Here is a 24,923-nt window from a genome sequence, read left to right as displayed (position 1 = left end):
TAGGGTGATTGCTGTTTTTTTGTTATCCTACTATATTTATAGCCATAAAAAAGGTCAAATCCGTAAATACTACGGACCTGACAAATTTTAAGCCTTTTCAATTTCAATCAATAAATCACCTGGTGCAATTGACGTGCCTGCTGATACATAGATTTCCTTAACCACGCCGTCAAATGGTGCTTGAACAGTTGTTTCCATTTTCATAGCTTCCGTAATCAAAAGATGCTCTCCTCTTTTCACTGAAGAACCGTTGGATGCAACGACTTTCAATACGGTTCCTGGCATAGTCGCACCTATGTGATTCGGATTTGAGTTATCAGCTTTTAATACTGGTGTTCCTGTCGTTTCAACGTTCATATCTTGAATGATAATTTCACGAGGCTGACCATTTAATTCAAAATAAATCACCCGATTGCCATCCGCTTGTGGCTGGCTAATAGAGACCATTTTAATAATTAAGGTTTTTCCTTTTTGAATTTCCACTTCAATTTCTTCGCCTAAACGCATTCCGTATAAAAACGTTGGTGTATCTAAAACTGAAACATCTCCAAACTTCTTCACCACTTCTGCATATTCTTCGTACACTTTAGGATACAAAGCATAGGCTAAAACTTCGTGGCTATCAACCGGACGATTCAATTTATGGAATAATTCATCTCTCAACTCTCTAAAATCAACAGGTTCAAGAAGTTCACCTGGTCGAACCGTAATAGCTTCCCGATCTTTCAAAATAACCTTTTGTAACTCTTTCGGGAATCCACCATAAGGTTGTCCAATATACCCTTGGAAAAACTCAATTACAGAGTCTGGGAAATCAATACTCTCCCCTCGAACTAATACAGAATTTTCATCTAAATCATTTTGAACCATAAATAAAGCCATGTCTCCCACTACTTTAGAGGATGGTGTTACTTTGACAACATCTCCAAACATTAAGTTAACTCGAGAATACATATCCTTTACTTCTTCAAAGCGATCGCCAAGACCGACCGCTTTAGCCTGTTGCTGTAAATTACTATATTGACCGCCAGGCATCTCATGAACATAAATCTCCGTATGAGGACTCATCATGCCTGATTCAAAATCTTGGTAATATTTTCGAACATCTTCCCAATATTGAGACAATTGTTCCAATGATTTTACATCTACCCTTACTTCTCGTTTGCTACCATTTAAAGCATAGGACAAACTGTTAGCACTCGGTTGAGAAGTCAGTCCAGCCATTGTTCCTAAAGCTGTATCTACAATATCAACGCCTGCATCGATTGCACGACCGTACATATAAATACCATTGCCGCTCGTATCATGTGTGTGCAAATGAATCGGTAAGTCGACGGTATCCTTTAATTCTGAAATTAGACGATAAGCCGCTTCTGGTTTTAAAAGACCTGCCATATCTTTAATCGCTAAAATATGTGCACCAGCAGCTTCTAACTCTTTCGCCATTTCTTTATAATAAGCCACCGTATATTTCGCACGGCTATCATCTAAAATATCCCCAGTATAACAAATGGACGCTTCTGCAATTTTACCTGATTGTCGAGTTGCATCAATTGCAACTTCCATTCCTTTAATCCAGTTTAAGCTATCGAAAATTCGGAACACATCGATTCCAGCTTCAGCCGATGATTGTATAAATTCACGGATAACATTGTCCGGATAATTTTTATATCCAACCGCATTTGCTCCTCGAACAAGCATTTGTAAAAGGACATTTGGTATCATCTCACGCATTTTGATTAAACGATCCCAAGGATTTTCTTTTAAGAAACGGTAGGCTACATCAAACGTTGCGCCACCCCACATTTCAAAAGAAAAGGCATCATGCATACCTACTGCTGATTGTTCAGCAATCTGATACATATCATGAGAGCGAACGCGTGTAGCAAGAAGTGACTGATGAGCATCTCTAAATGTAGTGTCAGTTATTAGAACATCTTCTTGTTCTTGAATCCATTTTACTAACCCTTCAGCACCGCGTTCATTAAGAATTTGCTTCGTCCCCGACAAAGATGTAGTGGGTCTTACAATTTCAGGCTTTCTTGGAAGAGAGAAAACAGGCTTTGAATCCTTCTCAATTCCAGGGAAACCATTAACCGTCACGTTTCCAATATAGTTTAGAAGTTTAGAACCACGGTCTTTACGTGTTGGGAATAAAAACAGTTCAGGAGTTGAGTCAATAAAGCTCGTATCGAATTTACCTGATAAAAAATGGTGATGTTTAACTACATTTTCTAAGAAAGGAATATTCGTTTTGATTCCTCGAATTCTAAATTCCTGTAAGTTACGGTCCATTTTAGCCGCAGCTTCTTTAAATGTCATACCCCAAGTTGATACTTTTACGAGTAAAGAATCATAGTATGGCGTAATGACTGCGCCTTGGAAGCCATTCCCGGCATCTAAACGCACACCAAATCCTCCACCAGAACGGTAAACCATTAATTTCCCTGTATCAGGCATGAATTGGTTTAAAGGATCCTCCGTCGTTACACGGGATTGGATTGCATAACCGAATAACGGAATATCTTGTTGCGCTGGTATACCAACTTCTTCTTCATGCAAAGAACTACCATCTGCAATATGTATTTGCGTATGCACAATATCAATTCCAGTAACCATCTCCGTAATCGTATGCTCAACTTGAATACGAGGATTTACTTCGATGAAATAAAAATCATCTCCAGCCACTAAAAATTCAACGGTTCCTGCATTTATATAGTGAACATTATTCATTAATTGTACGGCAGCATCACAAATGCGATTTCTAAGGTCCGCACTAATCGAGTTAGATGGAGCGATTTCAACCACTTTTTGGTGTCTGCGTTGAATCGAACAATCCCGCTCATATAAATGCACTAAATTCCCTTGTTTGTCGCCTAAAATTTGAACTTCAATGTGTTTTGGTTTTTCAACAAATTTTTCTACATACACTTCATCTGAACCAAAAGCAGCTTTCGCTTCAGATTTCGCACGTTCGTATGCTGACTCTAAGTCTTGTTCAGTTGGAACAATACGCATTCCACGTCCACCGCCTCCAAGAGACGCTTTAATCATAAGAGGATAACCATTCTGTTTACCAAATTCACGTGCTTCCTCTACGGATTTAATGGGACCATCACTACCTGGAATAACAGGGATACCAGCTAAAACTGCTTGTGTTCTTGCTTTGACTTTATCGCCAAACATATCTAAATGCTGCGAGGTAGGTCCGATGAAAATGATTCCTTCTTCTTCACAACGTCTAGCAAAATCAACGTTTTCTGATAAAAAACCATAACCTGGATGAATAGCATCTGAACCGCTATCTTTCGCGATTTTTAAAATACCTTCAATGTCAAGGTAGGCGTCAATAGGTTTCTTCCCATCCCCTACTAAATATGACTCATCTGCTTTATAGCGATGAAATGACCCACTATCTTCTCTTGAATAAATCGATACAGTTCTTAATTTGAGTTCTGTACAAGCACGGAAAATTCGAATCGCGATTTCTCCGCGGTTGGCTACTAAAATTTTTTGAATCGTTTTCAATTGAGATGACACCCCTTAGGTTCGAGTTTTTTCGTATTTGACAAACATGGATACATTTAAAAGTATACCCATAGCTAAAGATAACAAAATAACCGACGTACCGCCATAACTGATAAATGGCAACGGAACTCCTGTTAATGGAATAATGCCAAGTAATCCTCCTAAGTTAATAAAAGTTTGGATGCCTATTATACTCCCAAACCCGGCAGCAATCATACGAGCATGAGGATCTTCAGCACGCAAAGCAATGGTCAGTGCACGAAGTACGATAAATCCTAAACCACCTATTACGATTAAGACTCCTATTATTCCTAGTTCTTCTGCAATAATTGCCATAATGAAATCAGTTTGTGGTTCAGGTAAGTAACCTAATTTTTGAACGGATTGTCCTAAACCTAAGCCCTTCCAACCACCTGCTCCAATCGCATAATAACCATTCACAACTTGATAACCAAAACCTTGTTCATATTCGAAGGGGTTTAAAAATGCTTCAATTCGTCCTAACCGTTTCTCGGTAATGAATTTATCTCTTACCAAATATAAAATTGGCATGGTGACAGCTAGGCCACCAACCATGACTGCACTCATTTTAACGAAAGTACGAATTTTTATTCCACTTGCCGCCATCACGGAAATGGCAGTCAGAAATAGAATCATAGCTGAACCCATATCTACTTCAGATAACACAAATGCGACTGCTAAAACTAACACAGTTACAGGCGGTGCTATTGATTGATTAAAACTATCTATTGGTCCTTTACTAGCTTTGTTTGCAAACACACCTGCAAAATATAGAACAATGATTATTTTAGCTAATTCAGACGGTTGAAGATTACCAAACCCTAAATTAATCCAACTTTGAGCTCCACCTGCTGAATACCCAATTAAATGAACCAAAGCGAGTAAGACAAACATCACGACAAGCATTGTAATCATAATTACTTTTTTCCGGTAATGTTTATAGGGAAAAATCGCCGCTAATAAGAAGACGGGAACTGAAATGATTAAATTTAATATTTGTTTTTTATAAAAATGATCGGACTCAAAATCATATCTTCTTACTGACCAAGCCATACTGGCACTGTAGATCATGACTAAACCAAAAAGGCATAGGAAGAGATATGTAAAAAATAGAGGGTAATCAAAATTTTTGGCATATCTTTTAAAATAGGGAATCATGTATTGGACCTCTTTTTCTTTTATCTAGCAAAAAAACTCAAACACATGGAGAGTTTGAGTTTTAAACTTATTTTTCTGTATATGCTTCATGCAAAACAGATAATTCTTTTTCTAGTGTAGATAGAAGGCGCTTTCCTTCTTCACGTTCAATAAGCCCTAGTTTAACCGCAAAATCGATTTCTTTGGACAAACCATACATTTGCGTATCTAAGACTTCTTCATAAAGCGGACATTGCGGCATCGTCAAATGGTCCATTTGGACTTTAATGAGTTGTGCTATTTTTTCCGCATCAGCTTTCAACAAAAGATATGCTTTTTCCTGATACGATGTTTGTAATTCTGTATCCATGAGGACGCCCCCATTACCTGTTATATTCTTAATAAAGTGTATCTTTCAAATGCGAAAATTGCAAGTGTTGCCTCTACATCTCTATTACAAAAAACTTAATTCTTTTTAACCTTTGAGGAAAGGGTTATACTAAAATTAGAAATGGCAACTCGCTAGGAGGCAACGACGTATGGAAAGAATTATCCCAGTAAAAGGCGAAGTGAATTTTAAAATCACATTAGATCCAGGTGTTTGGATTTTTGATGATCGCCGTATTGATTTAACTACATTTTTCACTACAAAACATAAAGAAACTGATGAGTTAGAGGAATACACGAAAAACATGTCTGCACATTGGTCTAGAGAAATAATGGAAGGTTCAACAAACCCTCCTACGATTCAAACAGAAAAAAAATATGAGAAAACAAAAATGCTCACTGGAACTTTCGGCATCTATTTACATCACTTTTTAAAAAATGCGGAAGTTAAAGAAAATGCAACAACCGTTGTAATTGAAACAGAAAACGGTGAACACTCATTTTCTTTAGAAGAAGCGCAAACGCTTATTTTCAAGTTCAGCCAAGATGGAAAACCGTTGCATGACGATGGTCCCGCCTACATTTTAAAAGCAGACGGTTCAAATCTTGAAAATCCAATTAAGCAAGTCAATGCAGTAAGAGTTGAATAGGAGGACCAAACATGCGAGTAAAATGTGTTATTTGTGAAACCATTAACGATTTACCTGATGATGCACCACAAGCAAAAAAGCTCCGTAACCGCCCTATTCATACGTATATGTGTGACCCATGTCACGATCGAATTGCTGAAAGAACCAATGCTCGAATCGCGACTGGACATTTCCAGTTTTATAAAAGCTCCCGTCGCATTGAGGAAGATTTCTAAATGTGGAATCGACAGGCAATCCTTCTATCTATATATATCGGCCTAATTAGTGGCATTCTTCTAGGTCTTTTTTTAAAACTAGTCGAAAACATAACAGGTATTTTAGTTTATACGCTTTTATTAAATATTGACTTTATCCCTGGTATTGGTGCAATCAATTGGACTGAACCTATAGAATTTATCTTCCATCTTTTAGTTTCGATCGTAATTGGCTTTGTTTTTGTTTTTTTAGCACTAAAACTTCAAATCGGACAGAATTTCAAGAAATTGTTGGGTCTTAGTTTTTTATTATGTTTACCAACGTTTGCTTTGTTTTTCATTTTAAGTCTATTAGCTATAAAAGAAGTTCCTGTATGGAATGATTGGACTGCATTTAGTTATTGGACAATTGCGCATATCTTTTATATTTGGTTGATTCCAACGCTCTATATAAAATTATTGCCAAGTCATATTGATCAATAACATATTAATAAAAAACACAACAAACAAAAAGAGTAGTACTAGCTAAGCGCTAGCACTACTCTTTTTTTCATTATGCAATCGAATTTTATATAAAATCAAAATCATCGCTGCAATAATCAAACCTTCTACGACTGGTAAAAAGAAGGCTAAAAACGTAAGCATTAAACATCCTATTAGCAGAAAAAGATAAATCACAATGTTTTGAGACATTTTTAACTTTTTCGCAAATCCAAGTTTATAAACTAACGCAGATAATAGGAAGATGACAAGATATAAAGCATATCCTGCCATAGTATAGCTTGGAAGCGTCTCATATATGAGACGCGCAATTGGATACATACTGTCATAAACGAATTGCTTTTCTTCCAAGTACCTCACCCTCTCATCATCAATAATTAACTATTTTCAGCAGTTTTTGCTTTTTTAGTTACACGCTCACGCTCTGATTTATCAAGAACTTTTTTACGTAAACGAATAGATTGAGGTGTGATTTCACAGTACTCATCATCATTTAAGTATTCAAGAGATTCTTCTAATGTCATAATACGTGGCTTTTTACGTGTAGTTGTTGCTTCTTTATTCGCAGAACGAATATTATTAGCAGCTTTCATTTTCGAAACGTTAACTGTTAAGTCATTGTCACGAGTATGTTCACCAATAATCATACCTTCATAAATATCAGTACCAGGTTCAACGAAAATCGTTCCACGATCTTCAATACCTAAAATACCATATTCAGAAGCTTGACCAGTAGCCATGGCAACTAGAACACCTTTACTACGTCCACCAACACGACCTTTTTGCATAGGTTGGTAGCTATCAAATGTATGGTTAATGATTCCGTATCCACGAGTTAAAGTCATGAAATCAGTTGTATAACCGATTAGTCCACGAGCAGGAACCATGAATACTAAACGAACTTGACCAGTACCGTTATTGATCATGTCGAGCATTTCACCCTTACGCTCACCCATAGATTCAATAATAGATCCAACATGTTCTTCAGGAACATCGATTTGTACACGTTCAACCGGTTCACAACGAACACCGTCAATTTCACGAACGATAACTTCTGGTTTAGAAACTTGAAGTTCAAAACCTTCACGACGCATGTTTTCAATCAAAATTGATAAATGTAATTCACCGCGACCAGAAACAATCCATGCATCCGGAGAGTCAGTTGGATCTACACGAAGTGAGACGTCTGTTTCAAGTTGAGATTGTAAACGCTCATCAATTTTACGAGATGTTACCCACTTACCTTCACGACCAGCAAACGGACTGTTGTTTACTAAGAACGTCATTTGAAGAGTTGGCTCATCAATACGTAAGATTGGTAATGCATCTGGATGTTCAGTTGGGCAAACTGTCTCACCAACGTTAATGTCTTCCATCCCAGATACGGCGATTAAATCACCAGCATGAGCTTGTTGAATTTCAACACGTTTTAGACCCATGAAACCAAACATTTTTGTAACACGGAAGTTTTTCACTTTACCGTCTAATTTCATAAGTGATACTTGTTGGCCAACTTCCATTGTTCCGCGGAAAACACGACCAATACCGATACGTCCTACGTAATCGTTGTAATCTAAAAGAGATACTTGGAATTGAAGTGGCTCTTCTTTATTGTCAACTGGTGCTGGAATATGTTCAATGATTGCATCATAGATAACTTTCATGTTTTCTTCTTGATCATTCACATCAGAAGAAAGACTTGCAGTACCGTTCATACCTGATGCAAAAATTACAGGGAATTCTAACTGATCATCATTTGCTTCAAGTTCGATGAAAAGTTCAAGAACTTCATCAACCACTTCTTCAGGACGTGCAAAGTCACGGTCAATTTTATTAACAACAACGATTGGTTGTAAGTTTTGTTCCAAGGCTTTTTTCAATACAAAACGAGTTTGAGGCATACAACCTTCATATGCATCAACTACAAGAAGAACACCATCTACCATTTTCATAATACGTTCAACTTCTCCACCAAAGTCAGCGTGACCAGGTGTATCCAAAATGTTAATTTTAACATCTTTATATTGAATCGCAGTGTTCTTAGCTAGGATTGTAATACCACGCTCACGCTCGATATCACCAGAGTCCATCGCGCGCTCGTCCACATGTTCATTTGAACGGAACGTACCTGATTGTTTTAACATTTGGTCAACTAAAGTTGTTTTACCATGGTCAACGTGGGCAATAATTGCAATATTTCTTAAGTCATTACGTAAATTTGTCATCGTTTCACTCCATATTCTTTTTTCGAGTCCATAACTGTGTTATTATAGCACATGTTGTTAACTTTTGTCTGATTTAGTATGATTAAATTTATTATGATGCTTTGGAGGTACTACTCGTGAAAAATATTAAATGGGTATTTGTTTTATATTCTCTTGCAGCGTTACTGTCGATGTTTGCAATTGGGATTTCAGTTGGGTTACGTAGTATACCTGGCATTCTACTTAGTATTTTAGCATTAATTTTGGTTATGGGATACGGTTTTAAAACGAAGAAAAAAATGCGTGATCAAGGTATTTTGTAACAAAAAAACAAGGAATCGGATTTCCGAATTCCTTGTTTTTTTATTTTATTTTTATATAATTTGTTAGAATTTGCGGATGCAAGCCACCTCTTGCAACAAAGAAAGTATCCGTTCCAAGCATCTTTAATGGTTCGCCTCTTAAGTTGGTAGCAACTGCCCCAACTTCAGATGCAATAACCATGCCTCCCGCAACATCCCACGGTGATAACCTCAGTGACATGTAAGCATCAATTCTTCCCGTCGCCACATATGCCAATTCCAGCGCTGCTGAACCATAAGATCTAATACCTCTGACATCACGAACTAATTGAATTAACCCATCATTTTCGATATGGTCATTTGGTACGACCCAACTTGCATTCATGCCAATGATTGCTTCTTGAATACTTGTCTCTTCTAAGAAAGGAATGCGTTCATCATTAAGAAAAGCGCCATGCCCTTTATGTGCACTATACAATTCATCTAATACAACATCATAAATATAGCCAAGAATACCTTCTCCATCTTTATAAATACCTAAGGATATTGCAAAGTTCCTCTTTTGATGAATAAAGTTCATTGTGCCATCAATCGGATCGAGCATCCAAACGATTCCTTCTAAATGTTCTAGTTGATTGCCGAAACCTTCTTCCCCTAAAATCAAGTGACTAGGATAGGCCGCATTTATTTGGCTAATAAAAAACTGTTCGATTTCTTTATCTATGTTTGTAACCAAGTCATTCGCATCCGCTTTAGACTCAATTGAAAGTTCACTGGAAAAGGAGGTTCGAATTCGATTTCCTGCTTCTTTTAACATGTTTTTGGCATCACGATCAAGTTTAATTATATCCACGAATTCTACCGCCTTTCTATCTGTATTTGTATTATAAACAAAAAAAGCACCTGTTGTCAGATTCGACGTTCAGGTGCAATTACGTATAAGTGGCAGTATTCTTTTTAACGTAATGCATGCAATGCCTCCAACTCCTGATGAATCTCAGACAGACGGTTTTTGCTTTTTAGCATTTCCGCGTCATTTTTCATTTGCATTGCATCGAACAAAGAGGCAAGTTCATAGTCGAGTTCTAACTTCAATCCATTGATTAACTTTTTCTCTACATCTTCTTTGCGAACGATATGGACAACTTGTTTCATGGTCATACACCCCTTTTCTTTTTTATCGGAATATTCAGAATGTTTTATATACTTTATGGTAATAAAATTTTTTTGTCAACTTCAAAAAGCTTACTTACATGATTTTTTCCCATATTTTTATTAAACTAAACGTAGGAATTGCGAAGGAGGAAAATATTTTTGAAAACAGCATGGGAAAACACCGATTTTGAAGTGTTTGAAATAGATGGATTAGAACATCGTATGCAAGGATTAATTGAAAAAGTCCGTCCGAAATTTGAAAGTTTTGGAACGCATTATGCGACTTTTTTTTCAAGCAAAACCGGGGATGAATTTTTCCCACACGTAGCAAAACATGCTCGTCGGTCTGTAAACCCTCCGAAAGATTCATGGGTTGCATTCGCTCCTTACAAACGAGGATACAAAGCACTCCCTCATTTTCAAATTGGGTTATGGGGATCACATGTCTTTGTTGTTCTAGCAGTTATTTATGAAGTACCAAACAAAGTTGCGATTGCGGAGAAATTATTAAAGAAGAAGAGCATCATGAAGAAACTACCAGCGGATTTCATTATTTCGGGTGACCATATGTCGCCGAATGCAATTCCGCTAAAAGCAGCATACAAAGAAGATTTGGAATCCTTACTTGTTCGATTGAAGGATGTTAAAAAAGCTGAATTTTTAGTCGGACGTCATTTACCGAGAGAAGAAGCGGTGAAAATGTCTGAAGAGGAGTTTGAAGCTTATGCCGATGAAACATTCGAGGCTCTGCTGCCTATATATAAGTTGATGACAAATTAATTATTTTTTAAAAAAGGAGCGGGATTATTTCCCCGCTCCTTTTATAATGGCTCCAGTTGTTGTTTCCTTCATTTTCTTAATGATCGGATAGCAGACATAACCACTTTCTTTTTCAAATTCTCTAAAGTAGGTTTTCTCTTCTGCCATTGAAGGAACTATGTCCTTGAATCGACGATATTTTTTCATTAGTTCTTCGCGTTTAATGCCATTTTCATAGGCATTTTCGATTGCTTCAAAAAATTGTACAACTTCAACGATTTCTGTTGTAGACCAATCTTTTGAAAACGGATAAGAATAACTCATATATATTCACCCTTTCTTTATAGCCATTTTAAACGGATGGTTTCAGCTTGTGAAATCATTCGCTTAAATAACTCTTCGACGGTAGGTACGTCATCGATTAAACCGGTCACTTGACCAGCCCAACCAAACCCTCGGTCACTTTCTCCGTGATAGATATATTGTTTATTAGCCTCTCCACTTATGTATGTTTTTAACGCCTCATATGTTGGCGTTTTAGACTCAATTTCTCGAATGGCGGTTGTCCAAGGGTTTATTAAAGCTCTTGCCGGAGCACCAATGGAACGTTTAATAACTGTAGTACTTGTTTCAGACCCCTCAACCAAAGCATTTTTATAAACTTCTGAAGCATGGACACATTCTTTTGTCGCGATAAATCTTGTCCCCATTTCAATTCCTTCCGCCCCAAGTGCATGTGCGGCCATCCAACCTCGACCGTCTCCAATTCCACCAGATGCAATAACCGGAATTTTCACAGCATCAACTACTTTAGGTACTAAAACCATGGTTCCTACATCATCTCGACCTAAATGCCCCCCACCTTCTTGTCCCACAACCATGACGGCGTCTGCCCCTAATTCCTCAGCTTTTTGAGCTTGGCGTGTAGCGGCAACTAATACTAGTTTTTTAATAGTTGTGCCCTTTAATTGGTCAAATATTGGCGTAGGATTCCCTCCCGTCATCGAAACGACCGGAACATTCTCTTCGATTGCCACTTCTAACATATGAGCGAAAGGTCTACCTTGATCTCCAATGGCAAAATTAACCCCGAACGGACGATCTGTCAGCGATCTCACTTTTCGAATTTCTTCTCTTAATGCTTCCGGTGATTCTAAACTCATTGCCGTTATTTGACCTAAACCACCAGCCTTGGAAACAGCTGCAGCTAATTCCGCATACGCCAAATAAGCAAGACCACCTTGAATAATCGGATATTGAATATGAAGTAAGTCTGTAATTCTAGTTTTCCATTCCAAATTGAAATCCTCCTAAAATTCTTTTTGTAAGTATTCATCTTTTATTCATAATTCCTGTTAAAAAGAATAGTAATACGTGAATCATAATGCTATAATTCACTTGTTTTTCAATTAATAAAATGGCTGTTTGCTTTAACCAACATGCCATCTATCAATGTACCATGGATTCCCGAATAATTAGCTTAACAAATCATAATAGGAAAGGTAAGGTGGATGATCAGTTGTCACAACTAGAAACCCCTCTATTCGACGCTTTACTTAAGCACAGAAATAGACATCCCATTCAATTTCATATACCAGGTCACAAAAAAGGAAGTGGTGTTGATCCAGCATTCCGCGAATTTGTGGGAGATAACGTATTATCAATCGATTTGATCAACATTGCGCCATTAGACGATTTACATTCTCCAAAAGGAGCTATAAAACTTGCACAAGAATTAGCTGCAAAAGCCTTTGGTGCTGATTATACATTCTTTTCTGTACAAGGAACAAGTGGTGCCATTATGACAATGATTTTGAGTGTATGTGGACCTGGAGATAAAATTCTAGTTCCTCGTAACGTTCATAAATCAATTATGTCCGCAATCGTTTTTGCCGGTGCGATTCCTGTTTTCATTCACCCTGAAGTGGATCCAGACCTTGGAATTTCTCACGGGATTTCAGCCGAATCAGTTGAAAAAGCGTTAGAAGCAAATCCTGATGCCAAAGCTGTGCTTGTAATAAATCCTACCTATTTTGGGTTTGCGGCAGACTTGAGTCGTATTGTAAAAATATCTCACGAACGTAATATCCCAGTCTTGGTAGATGAAGCTCATGGTGTTCATATTCATTTCCATGAAGACTTGCCTGTGTCAGCAATGGCTGCTGGTGCTGATATGGCTGCAACTTCCGTCCATAAGCTTGGTGGCTCTATGACACAAAGTTCCGTGTTAAACGTACGTGAAGGCCGTGTCTCTGCAAAGCGAGTTCAGTCGATATTATCTATGCTGACGACAACTTCTACTTCTTATCCTATACTCGCTTCACTGGATACAGCAAGAAGACAATTAGCAGTTCACGGTCATGATTTAATCGGTGAAGCTATTCGATTAGCTCAAGACGCTAGACAAAGAATCAATAAAATTCCTCATTTAACTTGTGTGGGAGAGGAAATTTTAAGAACTTCAGCAACGTATGACTTCGATCCTACTAAATTGCTTATTAGTGTGAAGAATTTAGGCATCACAGGTCACCAAGCGGAAGAATGGTTACGTGAAAAAGCGAATATCGAAGTTGAGTTATCCGATTTATACAACATTTTGTGTATTGTAACGATAGGAGATACTTCAAAAGAATTAAATTTACTTATTAACGCACTTGATCGAATGGCAAAATCACTAGAAACGGAAGCGGCTGTCGTAGAACCTTTTGTAACGATACCAGATATCCCTAAATTGGCTATGACGCCGAGGGATGCATTCTATGCTACTACAGAAATTGTACCGTTCTCAGAGGCTGCAGGACGCATTTCAGCTGAATTCATTATGGTTTACCCTCCAGGGATTCCAATATTTATTCCCGGGGAAATAATCACAGAAGAAAACATTGCTTATATTCACATGAACGTAGAAGCTGGTCTACCTGTTCAAGGTCCAGAAGACGATGAACTCAAGTTCATTCGAGTCATTAAAGAACATAAAGCTTTTTATTAATAAAAAAAAATCTTCCAGCCAGTATTGGCTTGGAAGATTTTTTTTGAATTTACTCTGTCGTTACACCTTTTATCGTTGTCGGATCAACCATTTCATAACCTTTTGCACGCAGACCTTCGACGATATCGGTTAATGCAGCCGCAGTCCATAGTCGGTCATGCATCAGTAGATTTGCGCCATCAGTTAAGAATTCTGTATTCACCATAATATCAGCTAATGCTTTGGCATCTTGATATTTCGATTCCCAATCGTAGCCATATGTCCAATTCATTAATAACATCCCTTGTTCCTTTACAAGAGCCCTACTAAAATCAGTATTAACTCCAAATGGTGCACGGAAAAACTTTGGTCTTTCGCCGATAATAGATTCAATTGAATCACTGACTTGCATAATTTCCGCTCGTTGCTCTTCTTCAGATAATTGTTTTAAATTGGCATGTGTTTGTGTGTGATTGCCTATTTCAAATCCCATTTCATGAATTTCCTTTAAAACGGCTTTTTCTTCATCCGTATCAATAAAATGCCCATTAATAAAAAAAATCGCCGGTGCATTTAAGCTTTTTAACGTTTTAGCCATTTCTAAAGATTTCTTATCTGGTGCATCATCGATTGTTAATAAAACTACTTTTGAAGGAGCGTCTGCAATCGGTTTGACTGTCCAGTTCGCTTCATTGATCTCATATTGAGGTTCCGCATCCTCTTCGATCACTTCTTCTTCAAAATCTTCTTCCTTCTCTACAACTTCTTCTTTCTCTTCCTCATTTTCATTCTCTACTAGATCTTCTTGAGGTTGTGCAACTGGTTTCGTCTCTTCTTCGCCACAAGCACTTAACATTAAAGCCATCGCGGCCAAAGTAATCCATTTTGTGTTTTTCATGTTGTATCACCATTTACCCTTTCCTTGATGACATTTTATCATGTCCTACAAATCCTATGCTAGTATACTTTAGACGCATATAGATATGTATTTGACTGAAGTCCAAAAATTAATAGGTTAGTATATCCGACTTCCTGTCTATTGCACTTAATAGAAAAAGAAGGTGGTCGGCAAATTCTTTCGCTTTCCGCGGACTAATATGTGATAACCTCAGACGAGAAAACATGAATATCATTATATTTACATTGATTTCTGTTGAGTGGAATGGAGGCGGCGACTCCGGCGGAATCAGCACGAACTGAAGCCCCTGGACTGAGCATCGCGAGGGAAGCGGCTGAAGTCGTGCCCGCGGAAAGCGTCCGACAAAATGCAAATCAACTTATTCTACTATTCTACAATCTAAAGCATATGAATTTACTAATCCCGTATTTTTTTCACCTAATCCCGTAAACTTTCAATCTAATCCCGTAATTTTTCAGGATAATCCCTTAAAATATCAACCGTAAAATACAAAAAAGCCGCACAGCTCATCTAGAACTGTGCGGCTTAAACTATTATTTAGATAAAATATGAATTGGATGACCCATAACAACTTCAGCAGCTTCCATTGAAATTTCTCCCAACGTAGGGTGTGCATGAATTGTCATAGCGATATCTTCAACAGTCATTCCAGCTTCAATTGCTAAACCAAGTTCAGCAATCATGTCTGAAGCACCTTGACCAACGATTTGAGCACCTAACAATAAACCATCAGATTTACGTGAAACTAATTTCACAAAACCATCTGTTGCATTTAATGCTAAAGCACGACCATTTGCACCGAATGGGAATTTCCCAGCCGTTACTTCAAAGCCTTCTTTTTTAGCTTGCTCTTCGCTTAAGCCAACTGTTGCTAATTCAGGATCCGTGAAACACACTGCAGGGATTGCTAGGTAATCCACAACAGATGTTTGACCAGCGATAACTTCAGCTGCTACTTTACCTTCGTAAGAAGCTTTGTGAGCTAACTGAGGTCCTGAGACAACATCACCAATCGCGAAGATGTTTTCGATGCTTGTGCGAACTTGTTTGTCGACTTCGATCAACCCACGTTCACCCATTTTCACGCCGATTTCTTCAAGGCCCATTTCGTCTGTGTTTGGACGACGACCAACAGTTACTAATACATAATCAGCTTCGACTTTTTGCTCTTCTCCGCCTGCTTCATAAGTAACCGTCACGCCTGAATCAGTTTCTTCAACGCCTTTTGCTGATGCTTTAAGAACAACGTTGACACCTTTTTTCTTCAAGCCTTTTTTAACGATTTGAGTCATTTGTTTTTCGAATCCAGCTAAAATATCGTCGCCGCCTTCGATAATTGTTACTTCAGAACCTAGGTTTGCAAATGCAGTTCCTAATTCAGTTCCGATATAACCTCCACCGATGACTACTAATTTACCAGGAATCTCTTCAAGAGCCAAAGCGCCTGTCGAACTTAATACACGCTTAGTGAACTTGAACGATGGAATTTCAACCGGACGAGACCCAGTTGCAATAATCGCATGTTTAAATTTGTACGTCTGAGCCGAGCTTTCATCCATAACACGAACCGTGTTTGCATCTACGAAGTAAGCTTCCCCACGTACGATTTCAACTTTGTTCCCTTTAAGTAAGCCTTCCACACCGCCTGTTAATTTCTTAACAACACTGTCTTTGAAAGCTTGTGCTTTAGAGAAGTCAATTTTAACGTCTGTTGCTGTAATACCCATATCATCAGAGTGTTTAGCATGTTCAAAACGGTGACCTACTGAAATCAACGCTTTAGAAGGAATACATCCTACATTTAAACAAACTCCACCTATATGTTCTTTTTCAACAATAATAACTTTTTGTCCTGTTTGTGCTGCGCGGATTGCCGCAACATATCCGCCAGGGCCTGACCCAATGACGAGCGTATCTGTTTCAATCGGGAAATCTCCAACTACCATAGTTTTACGCCTCCATTAATAAAAGTTCTGGATTGCTAAGCAAACGTTTAATGTTATTTAAAGCATGCTGAGCAGTCGCACCGTCGATCATTCGATGATCAAAGCTCAATGATAATGCTAACACAGGAGCTGCTACAATTTCACCATTTTTAATTACTGGTTTTTCAGCAATACGTCCAATACCTAATATAGCAACCTCAGGATGATTAATAACTGGTGTAAACCATTGACCACCTGCTGAACCGATGTTCGTGATTGAACATGAAGCACCTTTCATCTCTGAAGGTGACAATTTGCCATCACGTGCTTTACCAGCAAGTGAATTAATTTCATCTGAAATCGCAAATACAGATTTACGATCCGCATGTTTAATGACTGGAACGAGTAACCCTTTTTCAGTATCAGCTGCAATACCAATGTTAAAGTAATGCTTTTGAATAATTTCACCTGCTTCATCATCTAACGAACGGTTAAAGTCAGGGAAATCACGTAATGTACTAACTAAAGCTTTTACAACATAAGGTAAGTACGTCAATTTAACATTTTTCTCAGCAGCTAAATCTTTGAACTTCTTCCGATGAGCCACTAATTCAGTTACATCAACTTCATCCATTAACGTTACGTGTGGAGCTGTATGTTTAGAATGAACCATTGCTTTTGCAATCGCTTTACGAATACCAGACATTTTCTCACGTGTTTCAGGGAATTCGCCTTCAAGGGCAGGTGCAGCAACTTTCGTTTCTTTGCCTGCGTTTTCTTCTTGAGCAGCTTCGTTAGTTTCTGTAGACTGTTGTTCTGCTTCAGAAGAAGAATCAGCTTGTCCGCCATTCATGAACGCTTCTATATCTTCTTTCATCACTCGACCATTTTTCCCTGAACCATTCACCTGAGAAATTTCTACTTCATTATCACGAGCAAATTTACGAACTGATGGCATTGCAATCACACGGCCATTAGGATCTTTCTCTTGTTTTGAAGTTGTTTGTTCAGTTTTAGGAGCAGCTTTTGTTGCTTCAGTCGGTTCTTGTTCTTTTGAATCTTTTTTCGGTTCTTCTTTTGTTTCTTCTTTATCTACATCTTGACCCGCTTCAGCTGTTGCTTGAACTTGAGCTTCAGTTTTCTCATCTGCTTTTGGCTCATCTTCATGGTCACCTTTAAATTTAAGGTCTTCATAACCAGGAGCATCAATTCGAATTAATGTTTGACCTACTGTTGCTACCGTTCCTTCTTCAACAAGAACTTCTTCCACTTTACCAGCAACTGGCGATGGAATTTCAACAACTGCTTTGTCATTTTGGACTTCACATAAAATGTCGTCCTCACCAATGGTATCGCCTGCTTTTACAAACCACTTGACGATTTCACCTTCGTGTATGCCTTCACCGATATCCGGTAAACGAAATTCAAATGCCATTTAATTCACCCTTTCTTTTGTGAGTGTTTATTAGAACGTTAAAACTTTTTTAGCTGTAAATACAATATCTTTCGAATTTGGTAACCAAACCGTTTCCGCTTGAGAGAACGGGAAGATCGTATCTGGAGCTGTTACACGTAAAACTGGTGCTTCTAAACTTAAAATAGCACGTTCATTAATTTCAGATACTACGTTTGCAGCAATACCAGCTTGTTTTTGTGCTTCTTGAACCACAATTGCACGACCTGTTTTTTCAACAGAGGCAATAATTGTTTTAATATCTAATGGTTGAACTGTTCTTAAATCGATTACTTCAACAGAGAAACCATCTTTTTCAAGTTCTTCTGCTGCTTTAAGACTATCGTGAACCATTGCACCGTAAGTGATGATTGATAAGTCTGTTCCTTCACGTTTAATAGCAGCTTCACCTAAAGGAATTGTATATTCTTCTTCCGGAACATCTTCACGGAATGAACGGTATAATTTCATATGCTCAAGGAAAATAACTGGGTCATTATCACGAATAGATGAAATTAATAAACCTTTTGCGTCATATGGTGATGAAGGAATAACTACTTTTAAACCAGGTTGAGCAGCCATTAAACCTTCAAGACTGTCAGCATGCATTTCAGGTGTATGAACACCACCACCAAAAGGTGAACGAATTGTAACTGGTGCATGGTACTTACCACCACTACGGAATCGCATGCGTGCTAATTGTCCACTAATTGAATCCATTACTTCAAAAACAAATCCGAAGAATTGAATTTCTGGAACAGGACGATATCCTTCTAGTGAAAGACCTACCGCTAATCCACCAATACCTGATTCTGCAAGAGGTGTATCAAAAACGCGGTCTTCCCCAAATTCTTTTTGTAAACCTTCAGTTGCACGGAATACTCCTCCGTTATTACCTACGTCTTCACCGAAGACGAGGACGTTTTCATCATTTTTAAGCTCTGTACGGAGTGCGTCCGTAATTGCTTGAATCATCGTCATTTGTGCCATCGGTTACTTCGACTCCTTCTCTTTGTAAAGTTCGTATTGTTCTTTTAAGTTGAATGGCATTTCATCGCCATACATAATTTCCATTAAATCCGTCACTTTTTGTTTTGGAGCAGCATCTGCTGTTTTAATAGCATCTTTAATTTCTTCTTTTGCTTGCTCGATTACTTCGTTTTCTTTTTCTTCATTCCAAAGATCTTTTGCTTCTAAATAAGCACGGAAGCGGACCAATGGATCTTTCTTCTCCCACTCAGAATCCGTCTCAGAAGTACGGTATCTTGTTGGGTCATCTCCAGCCATTGTATGTGGTCCATATCGGTAACATAATGTTTCGATTAACGTTGGGCCTTCCCCATTGACTGCACGCTCACGAGCGTCACGAGTTGCCACGTATACAGCAAGTGGATCCATACCATCAACTAAAATACTTGGAATACCAGCGGCAATTCCTTTTTGTGCGATTGTTTTCGCAGCTGTTTGAAGTTCGCGAGGTGTTGAAATCGCATATTGGTTATTTTGCACGATGAAGATTGCAGGAGAACGGAATGCTCCAGCAAAGTTAATTCCTTCATAGAAATCTCCTTGTGAAGAACCACCGTCACCTGTATACGTTACCGCTACAGATTTTTTACCACGTTTTTGCATTCCTAATGCAACACCAGCAGCTTGAATAATTTGAGCGCCAATGATGATTTGTGGTGGGAATACTTTTACATCTTCAGGGATTTGGTTCCCCATAAAGTGTCCACGTGAGAATAAGAAAGCTTGTGACAATGGAAGACCATGCCAAATCATTTGTGGAACATCACGGTATCCAGGAAGAATAAAGTCTTCTTTTTCAAGAGCATAGTGAGAAGCTAATTGAGAAGCCTCTTGTCCAGCAGTTGGTGCATAGAACCCTAAACGACCTTGACGATTTAGAGAGATTGAACGTTGGTCTAAAATACGTGTGTAAACCATACGTTTCATTAATTCTACTAATTCTTCATCTGATAAATTTGGATCTGCGTCTTTGTTAACAATTTCGCCTTCTTCATTTAAAATCTGGAACATAACAAACTTTTCTTCAATTGCTTGAAGGGTTTCAACTGGTCCCATTTGTTTGGCATTTTTTGCTGCCATATTAACACCTCTCCTTTTAGAACTGTATTAAAAAATCATTAAAAAACAAGTGATACAATATGCATTCTTCCATAGTATACTTAACTTTATTTTCGGGGTCAATCATTGCAAACTCTACATTGTAAACAAATCATTAATTATTCAATATTCAAATTACAACAAACTGTACCACTCGAAAACATCATCTGTATTATATGACAGTTCCTATTCACAACTCCTTTTATAGCACAGAAAAAACGACCTCCGAAGAGATCGTTTTATTTTTCACTAGAAAGTGTACTATATACATTTGATTTTAATTCATTTATCGCGATCGTGGAGTCATTAAATGTTTGGATTGCTTCTTGGACTTTTTCATTTTGACTATTTACTTCCGCAACTTGATTTTGTAGATCTTCTTGTTTCGTTTCTTCATTCAATAACATTTCATACAAAACAGTCTGTTTCTCAGTTAAAGCTTCGTATTCTGTTGATACTTTATCATGAGCAGCATAGCGATCGTCCAATGCTTTATCTAATTCTTTAATAGAAGTTTTTGACTTTTCGTCTTTCACTTCGCTTGCCACATCTTCAATAGCAGAAACTTTATCTTCAGCATTCTTCATAGATTGCTTTTCTTCTTCTAATAAAGCTAAGCGCTGTTCAACTGAACCGTTTAACTCTGATACCAATGTTTTCACTTTTTCAGTATCTTCTTGCGTTAAAGCCATCACTTCATTAAAAGTTTCTTGTTCTTTTTTCTCTAAAGAAGCTAATTCTTTTTGTGCCTCGCGATATCCTTTTTCTTCTTCATAAATAGTAGATAGTGCTTCTGATAATTGTTCGTGAGCGGATGCCCCAAAAGTACAGCCTGATAACACAATTGTCGAACTTAGTACTAACCCAATTAAACCTTTTTTCATATCTCTACCTCCTAAACCTTTTTATACTATAGACGTTCACGTTGAAAAATTCAACTGACCAAAAGTCGTCCTTTTTATTTCCACTTTAGGGTTCCTTCGGTATACTTGATGTAGAATTTGTATTGTAGAAAGGAAGACCATCATGTTTTTAATGAAAGATATCGTTCGTGAAGGACATCCTTCACTTCGTATAAAAGCTGAAGAAGTAAACTTGCCACTGAATGAAGAGGATGCAAAACTAGCAAAAGATTTATTAGATTATGTCATCAACAGTCAAGATGACGAAATGATTGAAAGGTATGATTTGCGTCCAGGCATCGGAATTGCTGCACCTCAAGTTAACCAGTCGAAAAGGATGTTTGCACTTCATATCGAAAGTGAAGAAGACCCAATTACTTTCGTTGCCATTAACCCTAAAATTGTTAGTCATTCAGTAGAACAAACATATTTAACTACTGGAGAGGGATGTTTAAGTGTAGATCGCGTAATCGAAGGTTATGTACCAAGGTACGCGCGCATCACTGTAAAAGGATACTATCCTGATGGAAGTCCATTTAAAATGCGTTTAAAAGGATTACCTGCAATTGCATTCCAACATGAATTGGATCATTTAAATGGGATCATGTTTTATGATCGCATCAATCCAACCGACCCTTTTGCAGAAATTCCAAATTCGACCCCGTTTGAACGCAATACGAAAGAAGATTAAGAGGAAAAACCAACAATATCGATCTCAGATACTGTTGGTTTTTTTATGTCATTATTTAATGAGATTTAAATACCGCATTGCATCAGCTAATCCATCTTCATCTACATGTCCCGTTACGTATTTTGCTCTTTTAAGAGCTTCTTCATGACCATTTTCCATGGCAACACCGAATCCAACAGCTTCTAACATCTCAATATCATTTAGCCCATCACCAAAAGCGATGGTTTCCGCTAATACTAGTCCAAATTTTTCAATTAACAACTGGATGGCTTTTGCTTTAGAAGCACCTTTCGGCAATATGTCTACTGACACGCGATGCCATCTCACAAACTTAAATTCCGGAAACTCTTGATGATACTTACCTTCTTCATCCTCTAAACAAAAAACTAAAGCTTGATAAATGTGCTCATTCTCATGAAAATGTTCTTCATGTTCTGGATGAGGAAACTTTAAGCTTTTTATGCTTTCTTCCACATGAGGATGATACGGTAATGAAGAAATCATTTTTTCTGCATTCATGTACACAAGTGGGTGATTATTAATTTGAGCAAATTTTGTTACTTGATTAAGTGCTTCAGCGTTTAACGCCTCTTGATGAACGATTTCATTTTTATATACGATATACTGACCATTGAAACAAATATACGAATCAATTTGTAACTCTTCTAAGACGTTTTTAATCATAAACGGCGCTCTACCTGTTGCAATGATAATTTCATGTCCATTTTCACGAGCTTCTAATACCGCTTTCTTAGCACTTTCAGGTAATTTTTTGTCTGTATTATATAGAGTTCCATCAATATCAAAGAAACATATTTTCTTCATTTTTATTAATCTTCCTTTCGAATGAATATTCTGGCAATTCGTCGGACATCCTTTACAATACTTGCAATTAATCGTATAATGAGGTATGAGGAGTGATTTGCCATGTTAAAGCGTCTAAAAAAGAAATTATTAAGACGGCTGGGCGGCATACTCGGTAAAAAGACGATTGCTTAATTTTATGCCCTACTATTTATAGTAGGGCTTTTCTTTATTTTAAAAGAGCAACATGATAATATAAAGAGAATGATTTTATTTTGAACGTGAAAAAGGAGAGCGAAACATGATCTACAAAGTTTATTATCAAGAAAATGTGCTTGAAGTGCCAGTTCGCGAAAACACACAAAGCCTTTATATGGAAGCAGATTCAGAGCGAGCAGTTCGCTATGCGCTTAAAGATCGCAAGTATAACATTGAATTTGTTCAGTTACTTGAAGGGAACCATTTAGAGTACGAACAAGCTGCAGCAAACTTTAACGTGGAGAAAGTATAACCACATGAAATTTGTAAAGAATGATCAAGCGGCTGTTTTCGCACTCGGCGGACTGAGCGAAATCGGTAAAAACACTTATGGTGTGCAATTTCAAGATGAAATAATATTAATTGATGCAGGTATTAAATTCCCTGAAGATGATTTACTTGGGATTGACTATGTCATTCCTGATTACACGTACCTTGTGAAAAATGTGGACAAGATTAAAGGTTTGTTTATTACACACGGTCACGAAGATCATATCGGTGGTATTCCTTATTTGCTGAAACAATTAAATGTTCCTGTTTATGGTGGCAAACTAGCTTTAGGCTTATTGCGCAACAAACTTGAGGAACATGGTCTACTCCGTACGACAAAAATGCATGTCATTACTGAAGACGAAGTGATTAAATTCCGTAAAACTTCTGTGAGTTTCTTTAGAACAACTCATAGTATTCCAGATGCATATGGAGTTGTTGTAAAAACTCCTCCGGGCAATATCGTTCACACAGGGGATTTCAAATTCGACTTTACACCTGTTGGTGAACCAGCAAACTTAACGAAAATGGCTGAAATCGGAAAAGATGGCGTCCTTTGTTTACTTTCTGACAGTACAAATGCTGAAGTGCCAAACTTCACAATGTCAGAGCGAAAAGTTGGCGAAAGCTTATCTGAAATTTTCCGTAAAGTAGATGGACGTATTATTTTCGCTACATTCTCATCAAATATTTACCGAGTTCAACAAGTCGTTGAATCAGCAATTGAGCATGGCCGTAAAATTGCTGTATTTGGTCGAAGCATGGACAATGCGATTAATATTGGTCGAGAACTAGGCTACATAAATGCTCCTAACGAAACGTTTGTTGATACACAAACTTTAAATCGTTTACCTGCAAATGAAGTCATGATTTTATGTACAGGTAGTCAAGGTGAACCAATGGCTGCGTTGTCTCGTATCGCTAACGGGACACATCGTCAAATTCAAATTCAACCTGCTGATACGGTTATCTTTTCGTCATCTCCTATTCCAGGGAATCGTAGCAGCGTAAATCGTACAATTAATCTATTAACTCGAGCTGGTGCAGATGTTATTCATGGTCCATTAAGCAATATTCATACATCTGGACATGGTTCTCAAGAAGAACAAAAACTAATGCTTCGTTTAATGAAACCTAAATTCTTCATGCCAATTCACGGTGAGTATCGTATGCTAAAAATTCATACAGAACTTGCAATTGATTGTGACGTGAAACCTGAAAATACATTTATCATGGAAAACGGAGACGTATTAGCACTTAGCCAAAATGAAGCTGCTGTTGCGGGTCGAATTCCATCAGGTGATGTATACATTGATGGTAGCGGAATTGGGGATATCGGCAATATCGTTTTAAGAGATCGTCGAATTCTTTCTGAAGAAGGCCTAGTCATTGTTGTCATTAGTACCGATCAAGAACGACAAAAAATCGTTTCTGGACCAGATATTATCTCAAGAGGCTTTGTTTATATGAGAGAATCTGGTGCCATGATTAATGAAGCTCAACATATGCTAAATCGTCATTTACAAAAAACAATTCAATCAAAGGCAACTCCTTGGTCTGAATTGAAAAATGAGATAACGGATGTACTTGGTCCGTACTTATATGAAAAAACAAAACGCCGTCCAATGATTCTACCAGTCATAATGGAAGTGTAAATCAAACTTAAAAACCACAGCTTACACCTAATCTGGTGTTGGCTGTGGTTTTTGATTGATGATAAATAAAGATGATGACTACGAAGGTGGTCAACTTCTTCTTTCGCTTTCCG

25 protein-coding genes are annotated in these 24,923 nt (G+C 37.7%); 9 read left to right on the top strand and 16 right to left on the bottom strand.

Features of this window, described 5'->3' with window-relative positions; genetic code table 11:
- Positions 1-87: 87 nt before the first annotated feature.
- From pyc to ACHUE4_RS00175, 3 genes are all read right to left on the bottom strand, one after another.
- Positions 88-3,528 carry a pyruvate carboxylase gene (pyc, locus tag ACHUE4_RS00185; protein WP_394187251.1) on the bottom strand — a complete coding sequence of 1,147 codons (3,441 nt, stop codon included), beginning with the start codon at positions 3,526-3,528 and terminating at the stop codon, positions 88-90.
- Positions 3,529-3,543: 15 nt separating this feature from the next.
- Positions 3,544-4,707 (bottom strand): FtsW/RodA/SpoVE family cell cycle protein, encoded by a 1,164-nt coding sequence (locus tag ACHUE4_RS00180; RefSeq protein ID WP_394187250.1) that lies wholly within the window; start codon positions 4,705-4,707, stop codon positions 3,544-3,546.
- A gap of 67 nt (positions 4,708-4,774) precedes the next feature.
- Positions 4,775-5,056, bottom strand: a complete 282-nt coding sequence (locus ACHUE4_RS00175) for an Fpa/YlaN family protein (protein ID WP_394187249.1) — start codon at positions 5,054-5,056, stop codon at positions 4,775-4,777.
- A gap of 169 nt (positions 5,057-5,225) precedes the next feature.
- On the opposite strand from ACHUE4_RS00175, the gene ACHUE4_RS00170 reads away from it, so the two are divergent.
- Genes ACHUE4_RS00170 through ACHUE4_RS00160 form a run of 3 tightly spaced genes read left to right on the top strand, consistent with a single transcriptional unit; the run spans position 5,226 to position 6,400 of the window.
- Positions 5,226-5,723 (top strand): peptidyl-prolyl cis-trans isomerase, encoded by a 498-nt coding sequence (locus tag ACHUE4_RS00170; protein ID WP_394187248.1) that lies wholly within the window; start codon positions 5,226-5,228, stop codon positions 5,721-5,723.
- Positions 5,724-5,734: 11 nt separating this feature from the next.
- Positions 5,735-5,938 carry a YlaI family protein gene (locus tag ACHUE4_RS00165; RefSeq protein ID WP_394187247.1) on the top strand — a complete coding sequence of 68 codons (204 nt, stop codon included), beginning with the start codon at positions 5,735-5,737 and terminating at the stop codon, positions 5,936-5,938.
- Positions 5,939-6,400 (top strand): hypothetical protein, encoded by a 462-nt coding sequence (locus ACHUE4_RS00160; protein WP_394187246.1) that lies wholly within the window; start codon positions 5,939-5,941, stop codon positions 6,398-6,400.
- A 42-nt stretch (positions 6,401-6,442) separates the two neighbouring features.
- Here the strand turns inward: ACHUE4_RS00160 and ACHUE4_RS00155 are convergent, their stop codons facing one another.
- Positions 6,443-6,769 carry a YlaH-like family protein gene (locus ACHUE4_RS00155; protein WP_394187245.1) on the bottom strand — a complete coding sequence of 109 codons (327 nt, stop codon included), beginning with the start codon at positions 6,767-6,769 and terminating at the stop codon, positions 6,443-6,445.
- A 26-nt stretch (positions 6,770-6,795) separates the two neighbouring features.
- Positions 6,796-8,643, bottom strand: a complete 1,848-nt coding sequence (gene typA / locus ACHUE4_RS00150; protein ID WP_394187244.1) for a translational GTPase TypA — start codon at positions 8,641-8,643, stop codon at positions 6,796-6,798.
- A gap of 116 nt (positions 8,644-8,759) precedes the next feature.
- Between typA and ACHUE4_RS00145 the strand changes: the two genes are divergently transcribed.
- Positions 8,760-8,945, top strand: coding sequence for a YlaF family protein (locus ACHUE4_RS00145; RefSeq protein ID WP_394187243.1), 186 nt, complete (start codon positions 8,760-8,762; stop codon positions 8,943-8,945).
- Between the two features lie 40 nt (positions 8,946-8,985).
- On the opposite strand, the gene ACHUE4_RS00140 is transcribed toward ACHUE4_RS00145, so the two are convergent.
- Positions 8,986-9,777 (bottom strand): inositol monophosphatase family protein, encoded by a 792-nt coding sequence (locus ACHUE4_RS00140; RefSeq protein ID WP_394187242.1) that lies wholly within the window; start codon positions 9,775-9,777, stop codon positions 8,986-8,988.
- Positions 9,778-9,881: 104 nt separating this feature from the next.
- Positions 9,882-10,079, bottom strand: a complete 198-nt coding sequence (locus ACHUE4_RS00135; protein WP_394187241.1) for a hypothetical protein — start codon at positions 10,077-10,079, stop codon at positions 9,882-9,884.
- Between the two features lie 159 nt (positions 10,080-10,238).
- Between ACHUE4_RS00135 and ACHUE4_RS00130 the strand changes: the two genes are divergently transcribed.
- Positions 10,239-10,859 (top strand): YktB family protein, encoded by a 621-nt coding sequence (locus ACHUE4_RS00130; RefSeq protein WP_394187240.1) that lies wholly within the window; start codon positions 10,239-10,241, stop codon positions 10,857-10,859.
- A 24-nt stretch (positions 10,860-10,883) separates the two neighbouring features.
- Here ACHUE4_RS00130 and ACHUE4_RS00125 read toward each other — a convergent pair whose 3' ends face one another.
- Together ACHUE4_RS00125 and ACHUE4_RS00120 are read right to left on the bottom strand one after the other, a co-directional pair.
- Positions 10,884-11,162: a UPF0223 family protein gene (locus ACHUE4_RS00125; protein ID WP_394187239.1), complete on the bottom strand. Its 279-nt coding sequence runs from the start codon at positions 11,160-11,162 to the stop codon at positions 10,884-10,886.
- Between the two features lie 17 nt (positions 11,163-11,179).
- Positions 11,180-12,136, bottom strand: coding sequence for an NAD(P)H-dependent flavin oxidoreductase (locus ACHUE4_RS00120; protein ID WP_394187238.1), 957 nt, complete (start codon positions 12,134-12,136; stop codon positions 11,180-11,182).
- Positions 12,137-12,357: 221 nt separating this feature from the next.
- Here ACHUE4_RS00120 and ACHUE4_RS00115 point away from each other — a divergent pair, with 221 nt between their 5' ends.
- Positions 12,358-13,827 carry an aminotransferase class I/II-fold pyridoxal phosphate-dependent enzyme gene (locus ACHUE4_RS00115; RefSeq protein ID WP_394187237.1) on the top strand — a complete coding sequence of 490 codons (1,470 nt, stop codon included), beginning with the start codon at positions 12,358-12,360 and terminating at the stop codon, positions 13,825-13,827.
- A gap of 49 nt (positions 13,828-13,876) precedes the next feature.
- Here the strand turns inward: ACHUE4_RS00115 and ACHUE4_RS00110 are convergent, their stop codons facing one another.
- The 6 genes from ACHUE4_RS00110 to ACHUE4_RS00085 form a co-directional block, all read right to left on the bottom strand.
- Complete coding sequence (locus ACHUE4_RS00110) at positions 13,877-14,704, bottom strand: polysaccharide deacetylase family protein (protein WP_394187236.1); 828 nt, start codon at positions 14,702-14,704, stop codon at positions 13,877-13,879.
- A gap of 554 nt (positions 14,705-15,258) precedes the next feature.
- Entirely contained in the window at positions 15,259-16,671 is a 1,413-nt protein-coding gene (gene lpdA / locus ACHUE4_RS00105) for a dihydrolipoyl dehydrogenase (RefSeq protein WP_394187235.1), read from the bottom strand.
- A 4-nt stretch (positions 16,672-16,675) separates the two neighbouring features.
- Positions 16,676-18,085 (bottom strand): dihydrolipoamide acetyltransferase family protein, encoded by a 1,410-nt coding sequence (locus ACHUE4_RS00100; protein WP_394187234.1) that lies wholly within the window; start codon positions 18,083-18,085, stop codon positions 16,676-16,678.
- A 30-nt stretch (positions 18,086-18,115) separates the two neighbouring features.
- Positions 18,116-19,093 (bottom strand): alpha-ketoacid dehydrogenase subunit beta, encoded by a 978-nt coding sequence (locus ACHUE4_RS00095; protein ID WP_394187233.1) that lies wholly within the window; start codon positions 19,091-19,093, stop codon positions 18,116-18,118.
- Between the two features lie 3 nt (positions 19,094-19,096).
- On the bottom strand, positions 19,097-20,212 hold the full coding sequence (gene pdhA, locus ACHUE4_RS00090) for a pyruvate dehydrogenase (acetyl-transferring) E1 component subunit alpha (RefSeq protein WP_394187232.1): 1,116 nt from the start codon (positions 20,210-20,212) through the stop codon (positions 19,097-19,099).
- Positions 20,213-20,469: 257 nt separating this feature from the next.
- Positions 20,470-21,114, bottom strand: a complete 645-nt coding sequence (locus tag ACHUE4_RS00085; protein WP_394187231.1) for a YkyA family protein — start codon at positions 21,112-21,114, stop codon at positions 20,470-20,472.
- Between the two features lie 142 nt (positions 21,115-21,256).
- On the opposite strand from ACHUE4_RS00085, the gene def reads away from it, so the two are divergent.
- Positions 21,257-21,823: a peptide deformylase gene (gene def / locus ACHUE4_RS00080; RefSeq protein ID WP_394187230.1), complete on the top strand. Its 567-nt coding sequence runs from the start codon at positions 21,257-21,259 to the stop codon at positions 21,821-21,823.
- Positions 21,824-21,874: 51 nt separating this feature from the next.
- On the opposite strand, the gene ACHUE4_RS00075 is transcribed toward def, so the two are convergent.
- The gene (locus tag ACHUE4_RS00075; protein WP_394187229.1) at positions 21,875-22,648 is read right to left on the bottom strand and encodes a Cof-type HAD-IIB family hydrolase; all 774 of its coding nucleotides are present in this window, start codon (positions 22,646-22,648) and stop codon (positions 21,875-21,877) included.
- A gap of 280 nt (positions 22,649-22,928) precedes the next feature.
- Here ACHUE4_RS00075 and ACHUE4_RS00070 point away from each other — a divergent pair, with 280 nt between their 5' ends.
- Both ACHUE4_RS00070 and rnjA read left to right on the top strand, forming a co-directional pair.
- Positions 22,929-23,138, top strand: coding sequence for a DNA-dependent RNA polymerase subunit epsilon (locus tag ACHUE4_RS00070; protein WP_394187228.1), 210 nt, complete (start codon positions 22,929-22,931; stop codon positions 23,136-23,138).
- 4 nt (positions 23,139-23,142) lie between these two features.
- Positions 23,143-24,810 carry a ribonuclease J1 gene (rnjA, locus tag ACHUE4_RS00065; protein WP_394187227.1) on the top strand — a complete coding sequence of 556 codons (1,668 nt, stop codon included), beginning with the start codon at positions 23,143-23,145 and terminating at the stop codon, positions 24,808-24,810.
- Positions 24,811-24,923 lie beyond the last annotated feature (113 nt).

The organism is Paenisporosarcina quisquiliarum, from assembly GCF_043641925.1.
Classification (GTDB): Bacteria; Bacillota; Bacilli; order Bacillales_A; family Planococcaceae; genus Paenisporosarcina; species Paenisporosarcina quisquiliarum_A.
This window is presented reverse-complemented; position numbering and strand designations above follow the sequence as displayed.

Bases quoted from the DNA above. Each gene is read 5' to 3' on its own strand.
- typA (WP_394187244.1), bottom strand. From the start codon at position 8,643: ATGACAAATTTACGTAATGACTTAAGAAATATTGCAATTATTGCCCAC.
- ACHUE4_RS00070 (WP_394187228.1), top strand. From the start codon at position 22,929: ATGATCTACAAAGTTTATTATCAAGAAAATGTGCTTGAAGTGCCAGTT.
- ACHUE4_RS00160 (WP_394187246.1), top strand. From the start codon at position 5,939: ATGTGGAATCGACAGGCAATCCTTCTATCTATATATATCGGCCTAATT.
- ACHUE4_RS00110 (WP_394187236.1), bottom strand. From the start codon at position 14,704: ATGAAAAACACAAAATGGATTACTTTGGCCGCGATGGCTTTAATGTTA.
- ACHUE4_RS00085 (WP_394187231.1), bottom strand. From the start codon at position 21,114: ATGAAAAAAGGTTTAATTGGGTTAGTACTAAGTTCGACAATTGTGTTA.
- ACHUE4_RS00075 (WP_394187229.1), bottom strand. From the start codon at position 22,648: ATGAAGAAAATATGTTTCTTTGATATTGATGGAACTCTATATAATACA.
- ACHUE4_RS00165 (WP_394187247.1), top strand. From the start codon at position 5,735: ATGCGAGTAAAATGTGTTATTTGTGAAACCATTAACGATTTACCTGAT.
- def (WP_394187230.1), top strand. From the start codon at position 21,257: ATGTTTTTAATGAAAGATATCGTTCGTGAAGGACATCCTTCACTTCGT.
- lpdA (WP_394187235.1), bottom strand. From the start codon at position 16,671: ATGGTAGTTGGAGATTTCCCGATTGAAACAGATACGCTCGTCATTGGG.
- ACHUE4_RS00125 (WP_394187239.1), bottom strand. From the start codon at position 11,162: ATGAGTTATTCTTATCCGTTTTCAAAAGATTGGTCTACAACAGAAATC.
- ACHUE4_RS00135 (WP_394187241.1), bottom strand. From the start codon at position 10,079: ATGAAACAAGTTGTCCATATCGTTCGCAAAGAAGATGTAGAGAAAAAG.
- rnjA (WP_394187227.1), top strand. From the start codon at position 23,143: ATGAAATTTGTAAAGAATGATCAAGCGGCTGTTTTCGCACTCGGCGGA.
- ACHUE4_RS00095 (WP_394187233.1), bottom strand. From the start codon at position 19,093: ATGGCACAAATGACGATGATTCAAGCAATTACGGACGCACTCCGTACA.
- ACHUE4_RS00175 (WP_394187249.1), bottom strand. From the start codon at position 5,056: ATGGATACAGAATTACAAACATCGTATCAGGAAAAAGCATATCTTTTG.
- pdhA (WP_394187232.1), bottom strand. From the start codon at position 20,212: ATGGCAGCAAAAAATGCCAAACAAATGGGACCAGTTGAAACCCTTCAA.
- ACHUE4_RS00100 (WP_394187234.1), bottom strand. From the start codon at position 18,085: ATGGCATTTGAATTTCGTTTACCGGATATCGGTGAAGGCATACACGAA.
- ACHUE4_RS00180 (WP_394187250.1), bottom strand. From the start codon at position 4,707: ATGATTCCCTATTTTAAAAGATATGCCAAAAATTTTGATTACCCTCTA.
- ACHUE4_RS00170 (WP_394187248.1), top strand. From the start codon at position 5,226: ATGGAAAGAATTATCCCAGTAAAAGGCGAAGTGAATTTTAAAATCACA.